Source organism: Mesorhizobium sp. M8A.F.Ca.ET.208.01.1.1 (assembly GCF_004791315.1).
Lineage (GTDB): Bacteria > Pseudomonadota > Alphaproteobacteria > Rhizobiales > Rhizobiaceae > Mesorhizobium.
This window is the reverse complement of sequence record NZ_SRUT01000001.1, coordinates 1,544,819-1,567,397: the sequence shown is the minus strand read 5'-3', so window position 1 is coordinate 1,567,397 and position 22,579 is coordinate 1,544,819. Positions and strand designations below refer to the sequence as shown.

Below are 22,579 nucleotides of genomic sequence, written 5' to 3'. Positions count from 1 at the left end.
GCAATGCATGTCGCCCGGAACCGTCCAGTGGTTTGGGACGACGGCATGCACGAATTTACCCTTCCAACCCCAGGGGAACTCAGGCCATGGCAACAGCAGCGGCGGCGTCGAACAAATTCGAATCCTTCTTCGAAACCACTTTGGAAGATGCCGATCCGGAGATCTTCGGCGCCATCCGCAACGAACTCGGTCGCCAGCGCCACGAGATCGAACTGATCGCCTCGGAAAACATCGTCTCGCGCGCCGTGCTCGAGGCGCAGGGCTCGATCATGACCAACAAATATGCCGAGGGCTATCCTGGCAAGCGCTACTATGGCGGCTGCCAGTTCGTCGACGTGGCTGAGGAACTGGCCATTGAGCGCGCCAAAAAGCTGTTTGGCTGCAATTTCGCCAACGTCCAGCCGAATTCCGGCAGCCAGATGAACCAGGCGGTGTTCCTGGCGCTGCTGCAGCCCGGCGACACCTTCATGGGCCTCGACCTCAATTCCGGTGGCCATCTCACTCACGGCTCGCCGGTCAACATGAGCGGCAAGTGGTTCAAGGTCGTCTCCTATGGCGTGCGCAAGGACGACCACCTGCTCGACATGGACGCGATCGAAAAGACCGCGCACGAGACCAAGCCGAAGCTGATCCTGGCCGGCGGCACCGCCTATTCGCGTGTCTGGGATTGGAAGCGTTTTCGCGAGATCGCGGACGCCGTCGGCGCCTATCTCATGGTCGACATGGCGCACATCGCCGGCCTCGTCGCTGGCGGCGTCCATCCCTCGCCCTTGCCGCACGCCCATGTGGTGACGACCACCACGCACAAATCGTTGCGTGGTCCGCGTGGCGGCATGATCCTGTGCAATGACGAGGATATCGCCAAGAAGATGAACTCGGCGGTGTTCCCCGGGCTGCAGGGCGGCCCGCTGATGCATGTCATCGCCGCCAAGGCAGTGGCCTTCGGCGAAGCGTTGAAGCCGAGCTTCAAGGTCTACGCCGAAAGCGTCGCCGCCAATGCCAAGGCGCTGGCTTCCAGCCTCAAGGAAACGGGTCTCGACATCGTCTCCGGCGGCACCGACAACCACCTGATGCTGGTTGACCTCAGGCCCAAGAACGCCACCGGCAAGCGCGCCGAGGCGGCCCTTGGCCGCGCTAACATCACCTGCAACAAGAACGGCATCCCCTTCGACCCGGAAAAGCCCTTCGTCACTTCGGGCGTGCGGCTGGGTACGCCGGCCGGCACCACGCGCGGCTTCGGCCAGGCCGAATTCCGTGAGATCGGCAAGCTGATCGCCGAGGTGCTGGATGGGCTCAAGGTCGCCAATTCCGACGAAGGCAATGCGGCGGTCGAAGCGGCGGTCAAGGCCAAGGTCGTGGCATTGACCGATCGGTTCCCGCTCTATCCCTATCTCGGTTGACCATCCTTATCTCGGTTGACCGGGCGCGAAGCGTCATCTTTTATCCACCGGCGGTGCGTCACCCCTGATCGGGTGGCGCATGGAACTGGAGATTGATGATGCGCGATTTTTGTCTTGCCTCACTCGGCGCCTTCGGCTGGCTGGCTGCTTGCGGGCCTGCCTTGGCGCAGACGCAGCCCGCTCCGGACATGCCCGCCACCAGCACTTTCGGCCGTTGGACGACTATGGTCGATACGCTCGACACCGGCCAGGACGCGCACAAGACCTGCGCGGCCTCCACGGCATTCTTCGATGCGAGCGGCAATTCGGCCACGCTGACACTGTCGATCTCGACCGGCGATGCGCTGCCGCCCGATGCTTATCCGGCGATCTTGATCACCATCGACAACAAGACCCTGCCAACCGGCAAGAAGATCGCGGCGACTTTCGGCGATCCCGGTGTCAAGGTTTCGGCCACGGTCTACTCCAACGATGGCGTCATCGGCCGCCCCAGCTGGACGGTCGACAATCAGGCTAAGACCAGTCTCGCGCTGCTGCGTGCCATGCGCCAGGCCACCTCGCTCGACGTGACCTTCGGCAAGCAGGCTGTCGCCAGCATTCCGATGGACGGCTTCACCAAGGCCTACCGCAATCTCGGAACGTCCTGCGGCTTCCCAACCAAGGATGTGGCGCCGTGAGGCGGACGACCGGATCGGCATAGGCGCTGCTCATGGATATCGTCTGGAAAGGCGTGGTCGGCGGACTGGTGACGGCCCTGATCGTCTGGGCGTCCAAGCGGGGCAATGTCCTGCCCGGCATCCTGCCGCTGGCGCCGACCTTTGCCGTCATCGCGTTGCTCGCCGTCGGCGCCAAGGGTGATCCGGGCGGGTTCCGCGATGCCTGCCTTGCCGGAATGAAGACGATTCCGGCCTATCTCGCCTTCCTCGGCGCCTGCTGGCTGTTCATCGACAAGGTCGACTATCGCCTGGCTGTTGCCGGCGGCATTGCCGTCTGGCTGCTTGCCGCGCTGGCAATCTTCCTCGCGCCTCGCTATCTCTGAGGCGCGGCAGGCGATCGAAGAAACAGAACTGCTTCAATCCGCACCGGAAAGGCTCTAAGCCTTTCACCTCACCAGATTCGCGAACCCAAGGCTCTCCATGCGCTGTCCCTATTGCCAGTCCGAAGATACGCAGGTGAAGGATTCGCGTCCCGCCGAGGACGGCGCGGCGATCCGCCGGCGGCGTGTCTGCCCCGATTGCGGCGGCCGTTTCACCACGTTCGAGCGCGTGCAGTTGCGCGATCTCGTGGTGGTCAAGAAATCGGGGCGAAAAGTGCCGTTCGACCGCGACAAGCTGTTGCGCTCCGTCGAGATCGCGGTGCGCAAGCGCAACGTCGACCCCGAACGCATCGATCGCGCCGTGACCGGCATCGTGCGCCAGCTCGAAAGCTCGGGCGAGACGGAAGTGGCCTCGGGTGAGGTCGGCCGGCTGGTCATGGATGCACTGAAGTCGCTCGACGATGTCGCCTATGTGCGCTTCGCCTCGGTCTACCGCAATTTCCGTGAGGCCAAGGATTTCCACGAACTGCTCGGCGAGTTGAAGGGGGACGAGGACAAGAGCGAAGAGGACGCCGGCTGAGCATGGCAGCACCGCAACGCAGCGAGGCCGAACAAGCGGCCCTTGACCGCCGTTTCATGGCCGCGGCCTTGCGGCTGTCGCGCAAGCACGCCGGCCGCACCTCGACCAATCCATCCGTCGGCACGATCATCGTGCGTGACGACGGCTCAGGCCCGATGATCGTCGGTACCGGCGTGACCGCGATTGGTGGCCGGCCGCACGCCGAGACCGAGGCGCTGGCGGAGGCCGGCGAACTCGCGCGCGGCGCCACCGCCTATGTCACGCTGGAGCCTTGCGCCCATCACGGCCGCACGCCGCCTTGCGCCAATGCGCTGGTCAACGCCGGCGTTGCGCGCGTCGTGGGAGCTGCGAGCGATCCCGATCCGCGGGTCTCCGGCCAGGGCTATGCCATTCTGCGCGCCGCCGGCGTCGAAGTGGTTGAAAAGGTCCTGGCCGGCGAAGCGGCCGAACAAATGGCGGGCTATTTGATTCGCTCTCTGAAAAAACGCCCGGAAGTGATTCTGAAGATTGCGCTTTCCAGCGACGGCAAGATCGGCAGGGAAGGCGCCGGCCAAGTCGCGATAACAGGCGACATGGCGCGCCGCGAAGTCTACCTGATGCGCGCCGAGGCGGACGCCATTCTGGTCGGCATCGGCACGGCGCTGGAAGATGATCCGGCGCTGACAGTGCGTTTGCCCGGGCTGGAGAACCGTTCACCGGCGCGCATCGTCCTCGACCGCCAGATCAGGCTGCCGGAGGGCTCGAAGCTGGTGTCGGGCGTCGATCGCGTACCGCTTTACGTTGCGGCTTGCCTGGAGGCCGATCCGCAGCGCCGGGCGGCGCTCGAGCGCGCCGGCGTGCGCTTCATCGGCACGGAGACGCACGACGGCGGCGTGGCATTGCCGGAACTGCTCGAGGATCTGGCGGCGCTCGGCATGGCAAGCGTGCTGGTCGAGGGCGGCGCCAAGGTGGCGAGCGCTTTCCTGGCCGACGGGCTGGTCGACCGCATCGTGCTGTTCCAGGGACCGGAAGCGATCGGCGGTGACGGCATTGCGTCGCCCATCGACGCCGACCATATCCCGGCAGGTTTTCGCAAGCTGCGCGAGATGCGGTTCGGCGAAGACGGCTACGCCGAATGGATCAGGGATTTTCAGGGATAGAGATCGATGTTTACCGGGATTGTCACCGATATCGGCACCGTGGCCGCCGTCAAGCCGCTGCGGGAAGGGGTGGGACTGCGCATCGACTCCGCCTATGATCCCAAGACCATCGCCATTGGCGCCTCGATTTCCTGCGGTGGCGTCTGCCTGACGGTCACTGCCTTGCCCGACAGCGGGTCGAACGCGCGCTGGTTCGAGGTCGAGGCCTGGGAGGAGGCGCTCAGGCTGACGACGGCGGCGGGTTGGAAATCGGGCACCAGGATCAATCTGGAGCGGGCGCTGAAGATCGGCGACGAGCTCGGCGGCCACATCGTTTCCGGCCATGTCGACGGTACCGCCGAGATCGTCGAGCGCAAGGATGAGGGCGACGCGGTGCGCTTCACGCTGGAAGCGCCACGCGATCTGGCGAAATTCATCGCGCCGAAAGGCTCCGTTGCGCTCGACGGCACCTCGCTCACCGTCAACAGGGTCGAGGGAACCCGTTTCGACGTGCTGTTGATCCACCACTCGCTGACCGTCACCACCTGGGGCGAGCGCAAGGCCGGCGACCGCGTCAATCTCGAGATCGACACCATGGCGCGGTACGCGGCGCGCCTGGCGGAGGCCGCGAAGGAGGGGCTTTGAGCGGTCATTGAAGGGTATGCTGTTAGCCGTCTTTGAGGTGGCAAATTGATCAACCGTCCCAAGAACCTTGTCTACGAAGAGGTTGGGGGTCTAGACAGTTCGAAGACTTACAAGGACCTGCTCTATGGTGATGTGCATGAGCGGCTCCGGGCTATCCTCAGCATATCGCAGCACGATGACTTGTATTTCGCGCAAGATGTCTGCCTGAAATACGCGCGGCATGACGATCCAGATGTGCGAAACATTTCCATCATTGGGTTGGGTCATGTAGCGCGTACCCACGGCGCTATCGACATAGGCCCGTATGGGAACTGGTAAGCGATCTTCGGCACGCCGGGCGCGACCACGGTTCCATCGAAGATATGTTTAGCGACATCATGATCTTGGTCGCGCAGCAGGGACGGCGAGCGGCCCTGATGTTCCACGCCTGCGCGTGAGATAAATCTTGAAATTTACGGCCATTGGCCGTACATTGTCGCCAGGAGACGAAGATGACTTCACCCGCTTTGAATACACCTCGCAGCCGCGTCCGTAGCGAGCGTTTGGAAGCGCGCCTCACGGCCGATCAGAAAAATCTTATCGAGCACGCAGCCGCACTTCAGGGCCGGACAGTGACGGATTTTGTGCTGACCAGCATCCAGGAAGCAGCCCGCCGAGCGATCGAGGAGCATCAGCGCCTCGATCTTTCCGTCCGCGATAGTCGCGCCTTCGTGGATGCTTTGATCAATCCGCAACCCGTGAATGATCGTCTGCGTGAGACGGTGCGCCACTATCGTCAAGCCACCGGTACCTAAAGGTGAGCAGTTCGGCCGAGGGGGCTCTTCGGGTCGAAGTGCTTGATCTGCAGCACGACAGGACATCTTTCGAGAGCGGCATAGAGGCGCTCGATCGGTATTTCAGGGTGCAGGCCGGGCAGGATGCGCGCAAGAACGTCGCGGCACCCTTTGTTCTTGTTTTGCCGGACGGGTCCGTGGCCGGGTATTACACGCTGTCCGCAACCGCCGTAGCCATCGGCGAATGGCCTGCCCAAACCGTTCGCAAGCTTCCCCGCTATCCGCTCATTCCGGCCACGTTGCTAGGACGCCTCGCTGTCGACAGGCGGCATCGGGGGCAGGGCTACGGCCGATATCTCCTGGCTGACGCTCTGTCCCGTTGCGTCAGGAGCGAGATTGCTTCGTTCGCGATTGTGGTCGATGCCAAGGACGAAAATGCACGCGGTTTTTATCAACGCGAGAGTTTTCTGCCATTCCCGGATCAGCCGATGAAGTTCTTCCGGCCAATGACCGACATCGCAGAGCTGTTCAAATGAGGAAGTGACTGTGATGGAAAGCGGGAACTCCAAAGAGCAAGAGCGGCTCACGCGGGAAGCATTGGCCGATGTGAATGCCGGCCGTGTGGTGGATCACGAAGCCGTTCGTGCCTGGGCTGAAAGCCTTGGTACGGACTGCCCGGTCTCGACACCTTGCCCAAAGAGGCGATAGGCCTGACCCACCTCCCAGCAATCTTCCGCTTGCGATCAATCCGGCTTCGGCCTAAGTCACCGGCAACCCCCGGAGACTTCTATGGCTGGCATATCCCAACACGGCAAAGCCTTCATTCGCCCGAAGGCGAAAGCGCATTTGCTCATCATTGAGGCGCGCTTTCACGACGACCTTGCCGACGCGCTGCTCGACGGCGCGACGAATGCGCTCGAGGAAGCGGGCGCGACTTATGACGTCGTCACTGTTCCCGGTTCGCTCGAAATTCCCGCGGTGATCACCTTCGCGCTCGACGGCATGGCCGAAGGCGGGACGGGCTATGACGGTTTTGTCGCGCTCGGCACCATTATCCGTGGCGATACCTATCATTTCGATATCGTCGCCAATGAATCCAGCCGTGCGCTCATGGGCCTGTCCGTGCAGGACTCGGTCTGCATCGGCAACGGCATCCTGACCACCGAGAACGATGCGCAGGCGTGGACGCGGGCCAAGCGCTCGGAAGGCGACAAGGGTGGCTTTGCCGCGCGTGCGGCGCTGACCATGATCGCGCTGAAGGAACAATTGGGAGCGCGATCGTGAGCGAACCCGCTTCGCCAGGACAGCCCGCGGTGCGCCACGCCAACAAGCGCGGTGCTGCCCGTCTGGCCGCCGTGCAGGCGCTCTACCAGATGGATGTCGCCGGCAGTGGCGTGTTCGAGATCACCGCCGAGTACGAGGCGTTCCGCCTCGGCAAGGAAGTCGACGGTGCGCTCTACCGCGAGGCCGACGCGCAGTGGTTTCGCGCCATCCTGACCGGCGTCGTCGAGAACCAGAAGACCATTGATCCGATCATCCGCCAGGCGCTGACCGACGACTGGCCGCTGTCGCGCCTCGATTCCACGCTGCGTGCCATTCTGCGTGCGGGCGTCTACGAGCTAATGAAGCGCGATGACGTGCCGGTCGCGGTCATCGTCACCGAATATGTCGATATCGCCAAGGCCTTCTACGAGGAAGACGAGCCGAAGCTGGTCAATGCCGTGCTCGACCGTGTGTCACGCCGCGTGCGTGGCGAGGGTCGCGGCAAGGACGCTTCGTGACCGCCATCGCCGTCGAGGCGGGCAAAGAGGCGCGGCGCACCGCGCTGATCCTCGCCGCCTCGCAGGCGATCATCGGCTCGGCGGCCCCCATCGCCATCTCCATGGGCGCATTGGCCGGGCAATATCTGCTCGGCGCCGACAAATCCCTGGCGACGGCGCCCATCACCGGCTTCAACCTCGGCGTGGCGCTCGGTGCCTTGCCGGCTGCGGCCATCATCCGTTGGCTGGGGCAGCGCGGCGGCTTCATGACCGGAACCGTCGTCACAGCGCTCGGCGGGCTGGTCGCCACCCTGGCATTGTTCCATGGCAGCTTCTGGCTGTTCGCGTTCGCGCTGCTCGTCATCGGCGTCGGCGGCGCCTTCGTCCAGCAGTTCCGTTTTGCCGCGGCCGACAACGCGCCGCCGGAGTTCAAGGCGCGCGCCATCTCCTTCGTGCTCGCCGGTGGCATCATCACTGCCATTCTCGGGCCGCAGATCGTCATCTTCACGCGCGAATTGTTCGCGCCTGTCATGTTTGCCGGCTCTTTCGCCTCGATCTTGCCGCTGGCGGCGGTCGGCGCCATCATCCTGTCGTTCCTGCGCTTGCCGGCGAAGACCGCGAGCAAGGTCGACGTTGCCGACGGCGATGCCAGGCCCCTTTCCGAAATCGTCACCAAGCCGCGTTTCGTCGCGGCGCTCTTCTGCGCGGTCGGCAGCTACGCGCTGATGAGCTTCGTCATGACTGGCGCGCCGCTCGCCATGGTTGGGTGTGGCCTTTCCGAGGACGATGCGACGCTGGGCATCTCCTGGCATGTCATGGCGATGTTCGGGCCAAGCTTCTTCACCGGCTCGCTGATCCATCGCTTCGGCGCCGAGCGCGTTGTCGCCACCGGCCTGCTGTTGCTGATCGGCTGTGCCGTCGTTGCCTTGTCGGGCCTGGCGCTGTGGCAATTCTGGACAGCGTTGATCCTGCTCGGTCTCGGCTGGAATTTCGCCTTCATCGGCGCCACCGCCATGGTGGCGGCCAGCTACCACCCTTCCGAAAAGGGCAAGGTGCAGGGCTTCCACGACTTTGTCCTGTTCGGCTCAGTCGCCTGCGCGTCACTGATGTCGGGCATGGTCTACAACGCCTGGGGCTGGACGATGCTCAATTGGATGATCTTTCCGGTCGCCGTGCTTTGCTTCGTGGCACTCGGCGCGCTGAAGATTACAAGCTTGCGGCCGGCTTGACGCTTATCCGTCAGCTATGCGTCCGGCGGCAGAACCTGAAGCACCCGGGCTATGAACATGTGGAACTCAGCCATATAGTTGCGCAGGAAGTCCTCGGTGGATTCAACCGTCACCTCGCCCTCGTCCGTGATCAGTCCCGGCGTGAACTGGATATAGGCTTCGGGCGCGTTCATCTGTGGCGAGTTGCAGAAACTCAGCACGCTACGCAGGCTTTGTTGCGCGACGGCTGTCGCGATGGCGCCCGGCGATGCTCCGATGACGGCGGACGGTTTGCGCGCGAATGAATTCTTGCCGTAGGGGCGACTGGCCCAGTCGATTGCGTTCTTCAGTCCGCCGGGGATCGAGCGGTTGTACTCCGGGGTGACGAACAGCACGGCCTGGACCGAGGCGATCGCCTTTTTGAAAGCCTGGGCGGCCGGTGGGAAATTGGCGTCATAGTCGTAACTGTAGAGCGGCAGATCCTTGAAGCCGATTTCCGTCATTTCGAGCTCGGGAGGGGCAAGTTGAACGAGTGCCTTCGCGAGCTTGCGGTTGATGGACTCCCGGGCGAGGCTGCCGATGAGATAACCGACCTTGTGTATGGCCATGACACGCTCTCCGTGTTTGCCCCCGCACCCCCGCGGCATTATCCACCCGATGGCGGCCGACCGCCAGCCCGCTGTTGCCGCCGGGCCGACATCGGCGCGTACGGAACAAAAATATTGCGTCGATCCCCTTTCTTATGAAACCGTGTGCCCCGACTGGCCGTTGAAGCCATGCTCATATGCGGCCACCGCATTCCGGTTCACAGCAAGGGATTCTCATAATGTTTTCAGTCAAGGTTCTGGCCAGCGCGGCAATCGCGCTCGCCATCACGGCGGCTTCCGCGAGCGCTCAGGTCGTCGTCTCCTCGAAGATCGACACCGAGGGTGGCGTGCTCGGCAACATTATCCAGCTCGTTCTCAACGCCAACAACATCAAGACCACGGATCGCATCCAGCTCGGCGGCACGCCGGTGGTTCGCAAGGCGATCACCGCCGGCGAGATCGACATCTATCCCGAATACACCGGCAATGCCGCTTTCTTCTTCGAGAAGGCCGATGATCCCGTGTGGAAGGATGCCGCCAAGGCCTATGAGACGGCCAAGAAGCTCGACTACGACGCCAACAAGATCGTCTGGCTGTCGCCGGCGCCGGCCAACAACACCTGGGCGATCGCCCTGCGCAAGGAAGTGACGGACGAGAACAAACTCGGCACGCTCTCGGACTTCGGCAAGTATGTCGCCGGCGGCGGCAAGGTGGTGCTGGCCGCCTCCGCCGAGTTCGTCAATTCGGCGGCAGCCCTTCCGGCCTTCCAGACCACCTATGGCTTCACGCTGAAGCCTGACCAGCTGATCACCCTCTCGGGTGGCGACACGGCCGCGACCATCGCGGCGGCCGCCAACCAGACCAGCGGCGCCAATGCCGCCATGGTCTACGGCACCGATGGCGGCATCGCACCGTCAGGCCTCGTCGTGTTGACCGACGACAAGGGCGTGCAGCCGGTCTACCAGCCAGCGCCGATCATCCGCGAATCCGTGCTGAAGGAGCATCCGGAGATCGAGACGCTGCTGAAGCCGGTTTTCGCCAAGCTCGATCTCGTCACCCTCCAGGAGCTCAATGGGCGCGTGCAGGTTGGCGGCGAGCCGGTCAAGGGCGTCGCCGAGGACTTTTTGAAGAAGAACGGGTTTTTGAAGTAGCTGCGCGTCGATAAGTGACGTCAGTGCGAGGCAAACGCGCGTCATGACCCCCCGTTTCGACAAGCTCGGCGTCGTCATCGCCGCGCTCGCTGCCTACGCCGCGTTTCTCGCACCATTCGCCACCTTCCGCGTCAACCGCATCGTTCCCGGTCAGGCACGCTCGATTCTTGAAGCTCTGCCGGCAACGACTGGTCCGCTGCTTTTGGCGACCCTCGTTCTGGCCGCCCTTGTCGCCCTGTTCAGGACGCCGCTTATCTTGCGCCTTGCAGCCAGCGTCGTGGCGCTTGTCGCGCTGGCCCTGCTCATCGGCGTCGCCGGCACATTCCTCACTCCGGCCGGCAATACCTTTGCCCGGATCTCGCCGGCCTCCGGCTTTTGGATTCTCATCTTCGCCTTCACGCTTTTGCTCGCCGACGTGCTGACCCGGCTCAACCTGCCGCCCTCGGCGCGCGTTGGCGTGCTTGTCGTTGCGGCGCTAGCCATCGGCTTGCTGCTGATGTCGGGACGCTGGGACAGCCTCTCGATCCTCAAGGAATATTCCAACCGCGCCGACAGCTTTTGGGCCGAAGGCTCCAAACATTTGACCCTGGCGCTCGGCTCGCTGCTTGCCGCGGTGATCGTCGGCCTGCCGCTCGGCATCCTGTGCCACCGCGTCGAAAGCCTGCGGGCTGGCGTCCTCAATGTTCTCAACATCATCCAGACCATCCCCTCGATCGCGCTGTTCGGCCTGCTGATCGCGCCGCTCGGCTGGGTCGCAACCCATGTGCCGGGCGCGGCCGCGCTCGGTATCAGGGGCATCGGCACCGCCCCCGCCTTCGTCGCGCTGTTTCTCTATTCGCTGCTGCCGGTGGTGGCCAACACCGTGGTCGGCCTCGCCGGCGTGCCGCGTGCCGCCAATGACGCGGCGCGGGGCATGGGCATGACCGATCGCCAGCGCCTGTTCGGTGTCGAGTTTCCGCTGGCCTTTCCGGTGATCCTGACCGGCATCCGCATTGTCCTGGTGCAGAACATCGGTCTTGCCACCATCGCCGCGCTGATCGGCGGCGGCGGTTTTGGCGTGTTCGTGTTCCAGGGCGTCGGTCAGACGGCGATGGACCTGGTGCTGCTCGGCGCGGTGCCGACCGTGGCGCTCGCCTTTGCCGCCGCCATCATCCTCGACGCGGTGATCGAAATGACCGCCACCAAGCGCAGGGTAGAAACGGCATGATCGAGATCGAAGGCATCACCAAGCGCTATGACGCGGCGACGGTCGTCGACAACGTTTCAATGGTCATCGAGCCGCGCACCGTCGCCGTCATTGTCGGCACCTCGGGTTCCGGCAAGACGACGCTGCTGCGTATGATCAACCGGCTGGTCGAACCGACGTCAGGCGTCATCAAGCTCGACGGCGCCGACAATCGATCGGTGCCCGGTTACGAACTGCGCCGCAGCATCGGCTACGCCATCCAGGGCCACGGCCTGTTTCCGCATCGCACCGTGGCGCAGAATATCGCCACCGTGCCGGTGCTGCTTGGCTGGGACAAGGCGCGCATCAAGGCCCGCGTGGATGAACTGATGACGCTCTACCAGCTCGACCCCCAGGAGTTCGGGCCGCGCTATCCGCACGAACTGTCCGGCGGTCAGCAGCAGCGCGTTGGCGTTGCCCGCGCGCTCGCCGCCGAGCCCAACGTGCTTTTGATGGACGAGCCGTTCGGCGCGCTCGACCCGATCATCCGCACCAAGGCGCAAGAGGATCTGCTGGCGATCCAGAAGCGCTTCGGCACCACCATCATCCTCGTCACCCATGACATGGAGGAGGCCGTGCATATGGGCGACAGGATCGCGGTGATGGATGCCGGCAAGCTCGTGCAATATGCAAGGCCGGCGGAGATCCTGGCGAGGCCGGCCAACGCCTTTGTCGAGACGCTGGTTGGCGCCAGCGAAAGGCCATTCAGGCTGCTGTCGCTCGGGCGAGTGCGCGACGCCGTGGAGCAGGGCGGGGCCGAAGGCGAGGCGATCCCCGGCGACGCCAGCCAGCGTGACGCGCTCGCGGAACTTCTCTGGTCCGGCAGACCGGCGCTGCCGGTGAAGGGCGCCGACGGCAAGCCGCTCGGTCGCGTCACCGTGGATGGCCTGATCAAGCGGGCGGCGAGGCCGGCATGAAAGCCTGGCTGCCTCTGCTGCTCAGGCTTGCACTGGTGGTGTTGCTCGTTGCCTTCATCACCAGCCCGGGTTGGTTCGAGCCGTTGCTGAAGCCGCTGACCGAAAACAACGCTCCCGCGATCTACAATCAAGGCAGCCTGCTGACGCTTACGCTGCTGCATCTGCGCACCGTGCTGATCGCGACCGTCGCGGCCACCATCGTCGCTGTGGCGCTTGCCATCCTGGTGACCCGGCCTGCCGGCGCTGAATTCCTGCCGCTGTCGCGCAGCCTGGTCAATATCGGCCAGACCTTTCCACCGGTGGCGGTGCTGGCGCTCGCCGTGCCGGCCGTCGGCTTCGGCGAGAAGCCGACGTTGATTGCGCTGTTTCTCTATGGCCTGCTGCCGATCTTCGAGAACGCGCTGACCGGGCTGACGACGCTGCCGGCCAATGTCGTCGAGGCGGCGCGTGGCGCCGGCATGACCGGCTGGCAAAGGCTCACCAAGGTCGAACTGCCGCTCAGCGCGCCGATCATCCTTGGCGGCATCAGGCTGTCGGTGGTGATCAGCCTCGCCACCGCCACCATCGGCTCTACGGTGGCCGCCAGGACGCTCGGCGAAGTGATCATCGCCGGCTTGCTGTCGAACAATCTGGCCTTCATCCTGCAGGGCGGTCTGATCGTCGCGGCGCTTGCCGTGCTGATCTATGATGGACTGTCCGCGGTCGAGCGCTACGCGGCGCGGCGCATGGGCAGGGAAGCGGACTGACCATGCCCGATGGTCGGGATCGATTTCAATCGATCTAACCGCCGGGCGATCGCGACCCACACTCGCCCGCCTGGACCTTTTGGGCGAAAGCCGGGCAAAAATCGAACAATATCTTGACGTTCGCAGCCCTGTTTCGCATACACCGATGCGAAGAGGGGGATTCCATGCACGGGATTCCGTCTTTGTCTCAACGGCCCAGGGAGGGGTTCTTTTGGGCCAACAATCGAGGAAAACCCGGCAATGACCATAATTTCCGCCGTCATCGCCTGCGGCTTGCTGTCTGTCCTTTACGCCATATGGGCGACACGTTCGGTCCTTGCGGCCGATCAGGGCAACGCGCGCATGCAGGAAATCTCCGCCGCCATTCGCGAAGGCGCGCAGGCCTATCTGGCACGCCAGTACACCACCATCGCCATCGTCGGCGTGGTCGTGCTCGTGCTCGCCTGGTGGCTGCTGTCGATCACCGCCGCAATAGGCTTCCTGATCGGTGCCGTTCTGTCGGGCGCCGCCGGCTTCATCGGCATGCATGTTTCGGTGCGTGCCAATGTGCGCACCGCGCAAGCGGCTTCCAACAGCCTTGCCGCCGGCCTCGACATCGCCTTCAAGTCGGGCGCCATCACCGGCATGCTGGTGGCTGGCCTGGCCCTGCTTGGCGTTTCGATTTACTACCTCATCCTCACCCAGTTCCTCGGCCTCCAGCCCAACGACCGCATCGTCATCGACTCGCTGGTCTCGCTCGGCTTCGGCGCCTCGCTGATCTCGATCTTCGCCCGCCTCGGCGGCGGCATTTTCACCAAGGGTGCCGATGTCGGCGGCGATCTGGTCGGCAAGGTCGAAGCCGGTATTCCCGAGGATGATCCGCGCAACCCCGCCACCATCGCCGACAATGTCGGCGACAATGTCGGCGACTGCGCCGGCATGGCCGCCGACCTGTTCGAGACCTATGCGGTGACGGTTGTCGCCACCATGGTGCTGGGCGCCATCTTCTTTGGCGGCACCGCCATCCTTGGTGCGGCGATGCTCTATCCGCTCGCCATCTGCGGCGCCTGCATCCTGACCTCGATCGTCGGCACCTTCTTCGTCAAGCTCGGTTCCAACGGCTCGATCATGGGCGCGCTCTACAAGGGGCTGATCGTGACCGGCCTGCTGTCGGTCGTTGGCCTCGGCGTCGCCACTTCGGCCACGCTCGGCTGGGGCGAGGTCGGCACCGTCGCCGGCATCGTCATCACAGGCAAGAACCTGTTCATCTGCGGCCTCATCGGCCTCGTGGTGACCGGCCTTATCGTGGTGATCACCGAATACTACACCGGCACCAACAAGCGTCCGGTCAACTCGATTGCCCAGGCATCGGTGACCGGCCATGGCACCAACGTCATCCAGGGCCTCGCGGTCTCGCTGGAATCGACGGCGCTGCCGGCGATCGTCATCGTTGGTGGCATCATCGCCACCTACCAGCTCGGCGGCCTCTACGGCACGGCGATCGCCGTCACCACCATGCTCGGCCTCGCCGGCATGATCGTGGCGCTCGACGCCTTCGGCCCGGTCACCGACAATGCCGGCGGCATTGCCGAAATGGCCGGCCTGCCCAAGGAAGTGCGCCACTCCACCGACGCGCTCGACGCGGTCGGCAACACCACCAAGGCGGTGACCAAGGGCTACGCCATCGGTTCGGCCGGCCTCGGCGCATTGGTGCTGTTCGCCGCCTATTCGAACGACCTGAAGTTCTTTGCCGCCAATGGCGACAAGTATCCTTACTTCCAGGGCATGGGCGAAATCTCCTTCGATCTCTCCAACCCTTATGTCGTCGCCGGCCTGATCTTCGGCGGCCTCATTCCCTACCTGTTCGGCGGCATCGCCATGACGGCCGTCGGCCGCGCGGCCGGTGCCATCGTCGAGGAAGTGCGCAAGCAGTTCCGCGAGGATCCGGGCATCATGGCCGGCACCTCGAAGCCCAACTATGCGCGCGCCGTCGATCTCCTGACCAAGGCGGCGATCCGCGAGATGATCATCCCGTCGCTGCTGCCCGTGCTGGCGCCGCTCGTCGTCTATTTCGGCGTGCTGCTGATCTCGGGCTCGAAGGCTTCGGCTTTCGCAGCACTGGGCGCCTCGCTGCTCGGCGTCATCGTCAATGGCCTGTTCGTCGCCATCTCGATGACTTCGGGCGGTGGCGCCTGGGACAACGCCAAGAAGTCGTTCGAGGACGGGTTTGTCGACAAGGACGGCGTCAAGCACCTCAAGGGCTCCGAGGCGCACAAGGCGTCGGTGACCGGCGACACCGTCGGCGATCCCTACAAGGACACCGCCGGCCCGGCGGTCAACCCGGCGATCAAGATCACCAACATCGTGGCCTTGCTGCTGCTGGCGGTGCTCGCGCACGGCTGAGCGGGAGCCCGGAAACTTGAAATAGCTCAACGCTTGAAATCAAGAACCCGCGAGGAGCGATCCTCGCGGGTTGGACGTTGCGACCGGCCTGATTTCCTTGATCCTGACGCCGTCGATCGGCGGCGGATCGATGGCAAGCCAGTCCGATGTCACTGTCTGCCGGTCGGGTGTCCCCGTCGTCATCCAGCCATCCGGCACCGCACGGTCGTCACCGCTCATGTCCAAGCCCCAAGCCTGGCCGGTTGATATGGTTTGCCACATCCCTGACAAGCCGGCTCCTCATTGGCCAAACAAAAACCCGTGAGATCGCTCCCACGGGTTTTCGGTCGCCTGAGACATTTCCGTTCCCCAAGGTCAGGGAAGCAGGATTCTAGGGAAGCAGGAATCTAGAAATCAGGGGGTGCCGCCGGGCATGCTGGGGGCCAGCTTGCTGGCGCCGTTGATGATCTGGCTGAGGAAGTTCTGGTCCTTGCCGCCGGTCGGCGTGGTGCGCGAGATGAAGTCGAAGATCTTGCCGTCCTTCAAGCCGTAATTGGCGATCTGGGTGACGCGGCCGTCCGCACCGAAATAGACCGCGAGCACTTTCTGGTCGACGAGCCTGGGCTTGTCGAAGGCGACATAGCGTTTGCGGGTTTGCGAAATGTAATAAAACGCCTCGTTGTCGAACGTCGCCGTCGTCGATGGCGTGCCAAGCGCCAGAAGCACCTGTTCGCGGCTGGAACCGACGGGCACCGAATCGACGGCCTGCTGGTCATAGACATACCCTTGCGTGAACGTTTCGCTCGGACTGAGGTCACCGATCATCTTGTTGGTGTGGCATGCCGAGAGCGCCGATATGACAACCAGTAGCGAGATCGCGCCGGCGGGCCTGGACGAGAAGGTCGACTTGAAATTCAGCGCGCGCAACAACAATTCTCCATTATATCGCCGCAACTTGCGCTGGGCCGCAAAACCGGTAAACCAGCTTGCTTGCCGATGCAACAAGGCCAATTCAACAAACGGTCCCCGGAGACCATCCCCATGTTCCAGCGCCTTTTTGGCCGCGAACGCCACGCCAACCGCGCCATCACCGACGCGCTTTACGCACAAATCGTGGCGGCGGCGCGGCAGACTGTTTTTTATTCCCATTGGAATGTGCCGGACACGCCGCTCGGCCGTTTCGAGATGCTTTCGCTGCACATGTTCCTGGTCCAGCACCGCTTGCGCGGCGAGGACGGCGTTGCCCAGGAGATCGCGCAGGTGCTGATCGACGAGTTCTTCCTCGATGTCGATCATTCGCTGCGGGAACTGGGCATTGGCGACGTCGGTGTGCCAAAACGCATGAAGAAACTGGCGAAGATGTTCTATGGCCGCACCGCCGCCTATGATGATGCGCTGGAACGAGGCGATCATGATGGTCTGACCGCGGCACTTGCCCGTAATGTCCGTCCCGACGCCGACGCCTGGTCGGAAGCATCGCGTTTGGCAGGGTATGTCGCCGACGCCAGCCGGCAACTGAATGCGCAGCCGACCGAATCGATCGTTGCCGGCACTGTGGCATTTCCAGGAGCCAACGGAGGCTGATCGATGAAACACGCCGATATGCAAAGTCCGGTATCCTTTTTCGCCAATGTCGCCCGGCTGCCACAGAAGGGGCTGCCCGTGGTGATCGAGGCCGACCCCGCGCAACGCGCCGCACTCGCCGAGGCGCACGGGCTGCTGTCGGTCGAAGCCTATCGCGCCGAACTGCTCGTTGCGTCGTGGAAGCGCAATGGCGTCAAGGTCAGCGGCCGTGTCGAGGCAGACATCACCCAGGCCTGCATCGTCACGCTCGACCCCGTCCAGGCACATATCGATGAGCCGGTCGAGGCGCTGCTCTTGCCCGAGGACTCCAAGCTCGGACGGCAGGGATTCGATGGCGGCGGCGAAATTCTGCTCGACGCGGATGGGCCCGATAGCCCCGAGACATTTTCGGGCGACACCATCGATGTCGGGGCGCTTGCCGAACAGTTCTTCGGATTGGCGATCGACCCCTATCCGCGCAAGCCCGGCGCGTCGCTTGATGCCGGTGACGACGCCGGATCGGCGGAGAATGAATTTCAGCAAAAACTGCGATCCTTGCTGGGAAAATCCTGAAAACCTCGCCCGCGACGGAAAAGCCGGTTGTGCGACAGCCTAAAACCGCTATTTTCGCCGAGCCTTTGCGATCACTAAAACGACTTGCCGCCTAACCGTGAGATGAATACCGCGTGATCAGGATTTCCATCGATGCCATGGGCGGCGATCACGGACCAACCGTGGTCATTCCAGCGCTCATGACGGTCGCGACCCGCCGTCCCGACATCCGCTTCGTCATCTACGGACGTGAGGAACTGGTGCGCCCCGAACTCGCCAAGTTCCCCAAATTGGCCGAGATCAGCGAGTTCTTCCACTGCGAGATCGCGGTCAGGATGGACGACAAACCGAGCCAGGCGCTGCGCCACGGCCGCTGGAAATCGTCGATGTGGAAGGCGGTTGAGGCGGTCAAATCGGGCGCCGCGGATGCATGCATTTCCGCCGGCAACACCGGCGCGCTGATGGCGATGTCGAAATTCTGCCTGCGCACCATGGCCACCATCGAACGCCCGGCGATTGCGGCATTGTGGCCGACATTGCGTGGCGAAAGCGTGGTTCTTGATGTGGGCGCCACCATTGGCGCCGATGCGCACCAACTCATCGATTTTGCCATTCTCGGCACCGGCATGGCGCGTTCCGTATTCGGCATCGCCCGGCCCACGGTCGGCCTGCTCAATGTCGGCGTGGAAGAGATCAAGGGCCAGGAAGAGGTCAAGGAAGCGGGACGCATGTTGCGCGAAGCCAACATGGCCTCGATGAACTACCATGGCTTCGTCGAAGGCGACGACATCGGCAAGGGGACGGTCGACGTCGTGGTGACGGAAGGCTTCGCCGGCAACATCGCGCTGAAGACGGCTGAAGGCACCGCCCGCCAGATAGGCGGCTATCTGCGGGCCGCGATGAGCCGCACGCTGATGGCCAAGATCGGCTATGTCTTCGCCAAGGGCGCCTTCGACCGCCTGCGCGAAAAGATGGATGTCGGCCGCTCCAATGGCGGCGTGTTCCTGGGGCTGAACGGCATCGTCGTCAAAAGCCATGGCGGCGCCGATTCGGATGGTTTCGCCGCGGCGATCGAACTCGGCTACGACATGGTGCGCAACAATCTGCTCGACCGCATCGAGGCCGACCTCGATCTGTTCCATGCGCGCAACCCGCATGCCCTGACATCTAGGAAATCCGACGTCGTTACCGACGCAAAGGAATAGGAAAGAATTTTGATCAGATCAGTTGTGCGCGGCACGGGCTCCGCGCTGCCCCGCCGCATCATGAAGAATGCCGATTTTGAAGGCATGGTCGAGACCTCCGACGAGTGGATCGCCCAGCGCACCGGCATCCGCCAGCGCCATATCGCGGCTGACGACGAGACGACGGCTTCCCTGGGCGAGGCCGCGGCGCGCGCCGCCCTTGCCGATGCCGGATTGACCCCGGACGACGTCGATCTGATCGTGCTGGCGACTTCGACGCCAAACAACACCTTCCCCGCCACTGCCGTCGAAATCCAGAACCGGCTCGGTATGCATCACGGCTTTGCCTTCGACATGCAGGCGGTGTGCTCCGGCTTCGTCTATGCGGTGGCGACAGCCGACCTCTATATCCGCGGTGGCCTGGCAAAGCGCGTGCTGGTCATCGGCTCGGAAACCTTTTCGCGCATTCTCGACTGGAGCGATCGCTCGACCTGCGTGCTGTTTGGCGACGGCGCCGGTGCGCTGGTTCTGGAAGCGGGCGAGGGGGCCGGCACGATCGCCGACCGGGGCGTGCTGGCGGCCAGCCTGCGTTCCGACGGCGCGCACAAGGAGAAGCTCTTCGTCGACGGCGGACCGTCGACGACGGGAACGGTCGGTCATTTGCGCATGGAAGGCCGCGAGGTCTTCAAGCACGCGGTCGGCATGATCACCGATGTCATCGAGGCGACCTTCTCGGCCGCTGGCATTACCGCCGAAGACCTTGACTGGTTCGTGCCCCACCAGGCGAATAAACGGATTATTGACGCTTCAGCCAAAAAGCTCGGGATAGCAGAGCAAAAGGTGGTGGTGACCGTCGATTTGCACGGTAACACCTCGGCTGCTTCCGTACCGCTGGCGCTGTCGGTGGCCGTCGCCGACGGCCGCATCAAGAAGGGTGACCTGGTGCTCCTGGAGGCGATGGGCGGCGGCTTCACCTGGGGCGCCGTTCTGGTTCGCTGGTAAGTGGAGAACGGTCCGGTTTCGGTCCTTGACCTTGCCGGATCAATTACTTAGGCTCTGCCGCTGTTGTGCCGATTTTACGTTTGAACTGATGGGACGGTCGCATGGGGGGAAAAACACTTACTCGCGCCGACCTGGCCGAGGCCGTCTACAGAAAGGTCGGCCTGTCGCGCACTGAGTCCGCCGAACTCGTCGAGGCCGTGCTGGACGAAATCTGTGAAGCGATCGTGCGCGGCGAGACAGTGAAGCTGTCGTCCTTCGCGACATTTCATGTCCGCTCCAAGAATGAGCGCATCGGACGCAATCCCAAGACCGGCGAGGAAGTTCCGATCCTGCCGCGCCGGGTGATGACCTTCAAATCGTCCAACGTGTTGAAGAACCGCATCTTGCGTTCTCACCAGAACAGCAAGGCCAAGGGCGGCAAATAGCCTTCATTGCCCGGTTGAAAACCGGCGCGGCGATGACGGCGGGCTTGAATATTGCTTCACAAACCGCTGAAATAAGGCCCGATTCGGCGGTATGGCCGGATTGGTGTTCTGGCGTATGATCTGTTCCGCGCTGGCGGAACAAGCTCTTCTCCTCGTTGGGCGCGATCTCGTCTGAAGACCGTTCCGGGCCACGCTCCAGCGTGAGGATTTCGCCCATGGACAAGAGCCCCGACGCCTTCCGCACTATCAGCGAGGTCGCGGAAGATCTCGACCTGCCGCAGCATGTGCTGCGTTTCTGGGAGACGCGCTTCAACCAGATCAAGCCGATGAAGCGCGGCGGCGGCCGCCGCTACTACCGGCCGCAGGATGTCGAACTGATCAAGGGCATCCGCCACATGCTCTATGACCAGGGCTACACCATCAAGGGCGTGCAGAAGCTGCTACGCGAAAACGGCAATCATTTCCTGGTCGCCATCGGCAATGGCGATATGGCCGCGGTCGAGGCGATCTCGCAACGCAAGCAGGCCGACCAGGTGCCGCTGACGCCGGCCGCACAGCCGCGCGGTGGAGATGACGAACTGGTTGGCCAGCCAAGGGTCAAGCCCAGCCGCCGCTTCTTCGGCCTGGGCAAGAGCGACGAGGAAGGTCCGGTCGCGCCGGACGCGTCGAAACTCTCGCGTGACAATCGCGCGCTGCTGCAGGAGGCGCTGTTCGACCTCCTGGAATGCAAGCGTCTGCTTGACCAGGTGCGCTGACCGCGAGCACCGGGTGCTTTGACGCCTCGAAACCGGAACCGGCGGTCGGGTGAGGCGTTACGTTTCCTTCTGCAAGACAAGGAAACGCATGATGGCTTCATTTTCGACCCTTTCGGACATCGACCTCGAAAAGCAGGTCGCGGCTCTCTCGAGGGAACTCGCGGCGTTGCGCAAGGCAGTGTCAAAGCGGGGTGGCGTTTATTATGAAGACGGCCGTGATGCTGCTCTTGATACATATTCGGATCTTGCGGAGCGCCTGCGAGATGCCATGCCGGCAATCCGCAGACAGGGCAGGGTGATCGAGAAATCGGCACGCGACCATCCGGCGGCCGCCGCTGCGGTCGGCCTTGTCGTGCTCGGTCTCGTCGCCAGCCTGCTGTTTAGCCGGCGCTGACTGCCACCCCAGGACAAGGAATCCTGAGAAATGGCGGCTCGCCTTTCCAGGCCGGCCGCCATTCTCATTCATATCAGCGATTTGTAGTGCCGCTCCGGCATCTGGCACGAAGCGCGTCGGCATAGAGGCGTACGGCCCGTTTGTGCTTCCGACGCAAGAATGCGGATTGATCGAGCCGCCACAGCCGTTCGATTTCCCCGGCGATCGCCGGGTTTGTCCATGTGCCATATCCGGCGGCCGAGTAGACGGTGACCTCGCCGGCATAGAGACGATCGTCGGTGACCAGAAAATCGATACGGATATAATCGAGGTCGCCGGCTATGCCGGGCGCGATCGAGATCGCCTGGCGGACATAGGCGACGAGCCGCGCATTGACAGGCAAGGCCTGGTCCTCCCCGGGATAGTCTGGATCGCGGCCGGGCAACGGATTGGCGTCGCGGTCGAACAGCAGCGAGCGCTTGGCGTGCTTATCCTCCACCCAGACATGGGATATCACCCCGCTGCAGAGATGGACCTTGATGTCGGTGGCGATCGTCCCGCCGCTGAGTGCCAGCGGCTCCTCCACGAAAACGGCCGGTACGACAGGCCAATAGGCCCATTCGCCATTGCGCCGGCCGTAGCGTTTTTTGAGCCAGCGGCTGGCCTTGCGCACGATGGCGGCGCGATCGGGTTCGCCGTTGGAGACAAAAATGTTCATGGCGCAGCCATGGTTTGCCTTGACCACGACGTCTCCGGTCAGCAGGTCAGGTGGAAGGTCGGCAGGGTCGCGCCCGGACCAGAGCGTCTTTGGCACGGCGACATCGCGGCAGGTTTCCCGGATATGAGCCTTGGCCGCGAGCTTGTCGGTCAGCGTCACGAATAGCGGGTTGCGATCGAGGATCTTTCGCCAGAGCAAAAGCTCGTTATAGCGCACGGGCGCGGCCGGATTGGGCAGATAGCCCAGTTTCATGACAAATCGTACGACAAGGACAGGATGGCGCAGCGTCAGCCACAATCGCGCGACCGACAGGACAATGCGGTCTGTCCGGGAAAGATCGGCCTTGGCCGTCATCGGGGATACCCTGGCCTTGTTGGCGAAGCCTTATCCGGCGCAGCGTGCCGGTTGGAAGTACCCCTTGCCGTATCGCGGTTTGGCGTCGCGTCAAAGGCACTTGCTTGTTGTCGCTACAGCTGGACCGTCGCCGCCATCCGGCAGTC

Annotated in this window: 27 protein-coding genes; 23 read left to right on the top strand and 4 right to left on the bottom strand. The window is 63.4% G+C overall.

Annotated elements, in window-relative coordinates:
- Window positions 1-86: 86 nt before the first annotated feature.
- From glyA to EN851_RS08075, 11 genes are all read left to right on the top strand, one after another.
- A complete protein-coding gene (glyA, locus tag EN851_RS08125) occupies window positions 87-1,400 on the top strand; it encodes a serine hydroxymethyltransferase (protein WP_135928946.1) in 1,314 nt (437 codons plus the stop codon).
- A 98-nt stretch (window positions 1,401-1,498) separates the two neighbouring features.
- Window positions 1,499-2,077, top strand: a complete 579-nt coding sequence (locus EN851_RS08120) for a hypothetical protein (protein ID WP_127869634.1) — start codon at window positions 1,499-1,501, stop codon at window positions 2,075-2,077.
- Window positions 2,078-2,109: 32 nt separating this feature from the next.
- Entirely contained in the window at window positions 2,110-2,439 is a 330-nt protein-coding gene (locus EN851_RS08115) for a GlpM family protein (protein ID WP_127281281.1), read from the top strand.
- Window positions 2,440-2,536: 97 nt separating this feature from the next.
- On the top strand, window positions 2,537-3,016 hold the full coding sequence (gene nrdR / locus EN851_RS08110) for a transcriptional regulator NrdR (RefSeq protein ID WP_127281280.1): 480 nt from the start codon (window positions 2,537-2,539) through the stop codon (window positions 3,014-3,016).
- Between the two features lie 2 nt (window positions 3,017-3,018).
- Window positions 3,019-4,155 (top strand): bifunctional diaminohydroxyphosphoribosylaminopyrimidine deaminase/5-amino-6-(5-phosphoribosylamino)uracil reductase RibD, encoded by a 1,137-nt coding sequence (gene ribD / locus EN851_RS08105; RefSeq protein WP_127869633.1) that lies wholly within the window; start codon window positions 3,019-3,021, stop codon window positions 4,153-4,155.
- A gap of 6 nt (window positions 4,156-4,161) precedes the next feature.
- On the top strand, window positions 4,162-4,779 hold the full coding sequence (locus tag EN851_RS08100) for a riboflavin synthase (protein ID WP_127869632.1): 618 nt from the start codon (window positions 4,162-4,164) through the stop codon (window positions 4,777-4,779).
- Window positions 4,780-5,270: 491 nt separating this feature from the next.
- A complete protein-coding gene (locus EN851_RS08095; protein WP_127281067.1) occupies window positions 5,271-5,573 on the top strand; it encodes a DUF1778 domain-containing protein in 303 nt (100 codons plus the stop codon).
- Window positions 5,574-5,575: 2 nt separating this feature from the next.
- Complete coding sequence (locus EN851_RS08090) at window positions 5,576-6,088, top strand: GNAT family N-acetyltransferase (RefSeq protein ID WP_127869631.1); 513 nt, start codon at window positions 5,576-5,578, stop codon at window positions 6,086-6,088.
- Between the two features lie 253 nt (window positions 6,089-6,341).
- Entirely contained in the window at window positions 6,342-6,836 is a 495-nt protein-coding gene (gene ribH, locus EN851_RS08085; RefSeq protein WP_135928945.1) for a 6,7-dimethyl-8-ribityllumazine synthase, read from the top strand.
- Window positions 6,833-7,333 (top strand): transcription antitermination factor NusB, encoded by a 501-nt coding sequence (gene nusB / locus EN851_RS08080; protein ID WP_127281214.1) that lies wholly within the window; start codon window positions 6,833-6,835, stop codon window positions 7,331-7,333. Before ribH ends, nusB begins: the two co-directional genes overlap by 4 nt.
- Entirely contained in the window at window positions 7,330-8,541 is a 1,212-nt protein-coding gene (locus tag EN851_RS08075) for an MFS transporter (RefSeq protein WP_135928944.1), read from the top strand. The genes nusB and EN851_RS08075 overlap by 4 nt, the downstream gene beginning before the upstream one ends.
- A 14-nt stretch (window positions 8,542-8,555) precedes the next feature.
- On the opposite strand, the gene EN851_RS08070 is transcribed toward EN851_RS08075, so the two are convergent.
- Window positions 8,556-9,128: an NADPH-dependent FMN reductase gene (locus EN851_RS08070; RefSeq protein ID WP_135864035.1), complete on the bottom strand. Its 573-nt coding sequence runs from the start codon at window positions 9,126-9,128 to the stop codon at window positions 8,556-8,558.
- A gap of 218 nt (window positions 9,129-9,346) precedes the next feature.
- On the opposite strand from EN851_RS08070, the gene EN851_RS08065 reads away from it, so the two are divergent.
- The 5 genes from EN851_RS08065 (at window position 9,347) to EN851_RS08045 (ending at window position 15,528) form a co-directional block, all read left to right on the top strand.
- Window positions 9,347-10,258, top strand: a complete 912-nt coding sequence (locus tag EN851_RS08065; RefSeq protein WP_135864037.1) for an ABC transporter substrate-binding protein — start codon at window positions 9,347-9,349, stop codon at window positions 10,256-10,258.
- 43 nt (window positions 10,259-10,301) lie between these two features.
- Window positions 10,302-11,465, top strand: a complete 1,164-nt coding sequence (locus EN851_RS08060) for an ABC transporter permease (protein ID WP_135928943.1) — start codon at window positions 10,302-10,304, stop codon at window positions 11,463-11,465.
- Window positions 11,462-12,400 (top strand): ABC transporter ATP-binding protein, encoded by a 939-nt coding sequence (locus tag EN851_RS08055; RefSeq protein ID WP_135928942.1) that lies wholly within the window; start codon window positions 11,462-11,464, stop codon window positions 12,398-12,400. Before EN851_RS08060 ends, EN851_RS08055 begins: the two co-directional genes overlap by 4 nt.
- Window positions 12,397-13,146 (top strand): ABC transporter permease, encoded by a 750-nt coding sequence (locus EN851_RS08050; RefSeq protein WP_127279858.1) that lies wholly within the window; start codon window positions 12,397-12,399, stop codon window positions 13,144-13,146. Before EN851_RS08055 ends, EN851_RS08050 begins: the two co-directional genes overlap by 4 nt.
- 240 nt (window positions 13,147-13,386) lie before the next feature.
- Complete coding sequence (locus tag EN851_RS08045) at window positions 13,387-15,528, top strand: sodium-translocating pyrophosphatase (protein ID WP_135928941.1); 2,142 nt, start codon at window positions 13,387-13,389, stop codon at window positions 15,526-15,528.
- 39 nt (window positions 15,529-15,567) lie between these two features.
- Here EN851_RS08045 and EN851_RS37025 read toward each other — a convergent pair whose 3' ends face one another.
- Both EN851_RS37025 and EN851_RS08035 read right to left on the bottom strand, forming a co-directional pair.
- A complete protein-coding gene (locus EN851_RS37025) occupies window positions 15,568-15,747 on the bottom strand; it encodes a hypothetical protein (protein WP_245464284.1) in 180 nt (59 codons plus the stop codon).
- A gap of 174 nt (window positions 15,748-15,921) precedes the next feature.
- Window positions 15,922-16,434 carry an outer membrane protein assembly factor BamE gene (locus EN851_RS08035; RefSeq protein ID WP_127276589.1) on the bottom strand — a complete coding sequence of 171 codons (513 nt, stop codon included), beginning with the start codon at window positions 16,432-16,434 and terminating at the stop codon, window positions 15,922-15,924.
- Between the two features lie 114 nt (window positions 16,435-16,548).
- Between EN851_RS08035 and EN851_RS08030 the strand changes: the two genes are divergently transcribed.
- The 7 genes from EN851_RS08030 to EN851_RS08000 all read left to right on the top strand — a co-directional run bounded on the left by EN851_RS08030 (window position 16,549) and on the right by EN851_RS08000 (window position 21,382).
- A complete protein-coding gene (locus EN851_RS08030; protein ID WP_127276587.1) occupies window positions 16,549-17,091 on the top strand; it encodes a ubiquinol-cytochrome C chaperone family protein in 543 nt (180 codons plus the stop codon).
- Window positions 17,092-17,094: 3 nt separating this feature from the next.
- Window positions 17,095-17,643 (top strand): DUF177 domain-containing protein, encoded by a 549-nt coding sequence (locus EN851_RS08025; RefSeq protein WP_135928940.1) that lies wholly within the window; start codon window positions 17,095-17,097, stop codon window positions 17,641-17,643.
- A gap of 113 nt (window positions 17,644-17,756) precedes the next feature.
- Window positions 17,757-18,827, top strand: a complete 1,071-nt coding sequence (plsX, locus tag EN851_RS08020; protein WP_127276583.1) for a phosphate acyltransferase PlsX — start codon at window positions 17,757-17,759, stop codon at window positions 18,825-18,827.
- Between the two features lie 9 nt (window positions 18,828-18,836).
- Window positions 18,837-19,808 (top strand): beta-ketoacyl-ACP synthase III, encoded by a 972-nt coding sequence (locus tag EN851_RS08015; RefSeq protein ID WP_127869622.1) that lies wholly within the window; start codon window positions 18,837-18,839, stop codon window positions 19,806-19,808.
- 101 nt (window positions 19,809-19,909) lie between these two features.
- Window positions 19,910-20,233, top strand: a complete 324-nt coding sequence (locus EN851_RS08010; protein ID WP_010915609.1) for an integration host factor subunit alpha — start codon at window positions 19,910-19,912, stop codon at window positions 20,231-20,233.
- Window positions 20,234-20,448: 215 nt separating this feature from the next.
- Entirely contained in the window at window positions 20,449-20,988 is a 540-nt protein-coding gene (locus EN851_RS08005) for a MerR family transcriptional regulator (protein ID WP_127280880.1), read from the top strand.
- Window positions 20,989-21,079: 91 nt separating this feature from the next.
- Window positions 21,080-21,382 (top strand): hypothetical protein, encoded by a 303-nt coding sequence (locus tag EN851_RS08000; protein WP_127280879.1) that lies wholly within the window; start codon window positions 21,080-21,082, stop codon window positions 21,380-21,382.
- A gap of 73 nt (window positions 21,383-21,455) precedes the next feature.
- Here EN851_RS08000 and EN851_RS07995 read toward each other — a convergent pair whose 3' ends face one another.
- Entirely contained in the window at window positions 21,456-22,433 is a 978-nt protein-coding gene (locus EN851_RS07995; protein WP_135864055.1) for an ATP-grasp fold amidoligase family protein, read from the bottom strand.
- Window positions 22,434-22,579 lie beyond the last annotated feature (146 nt).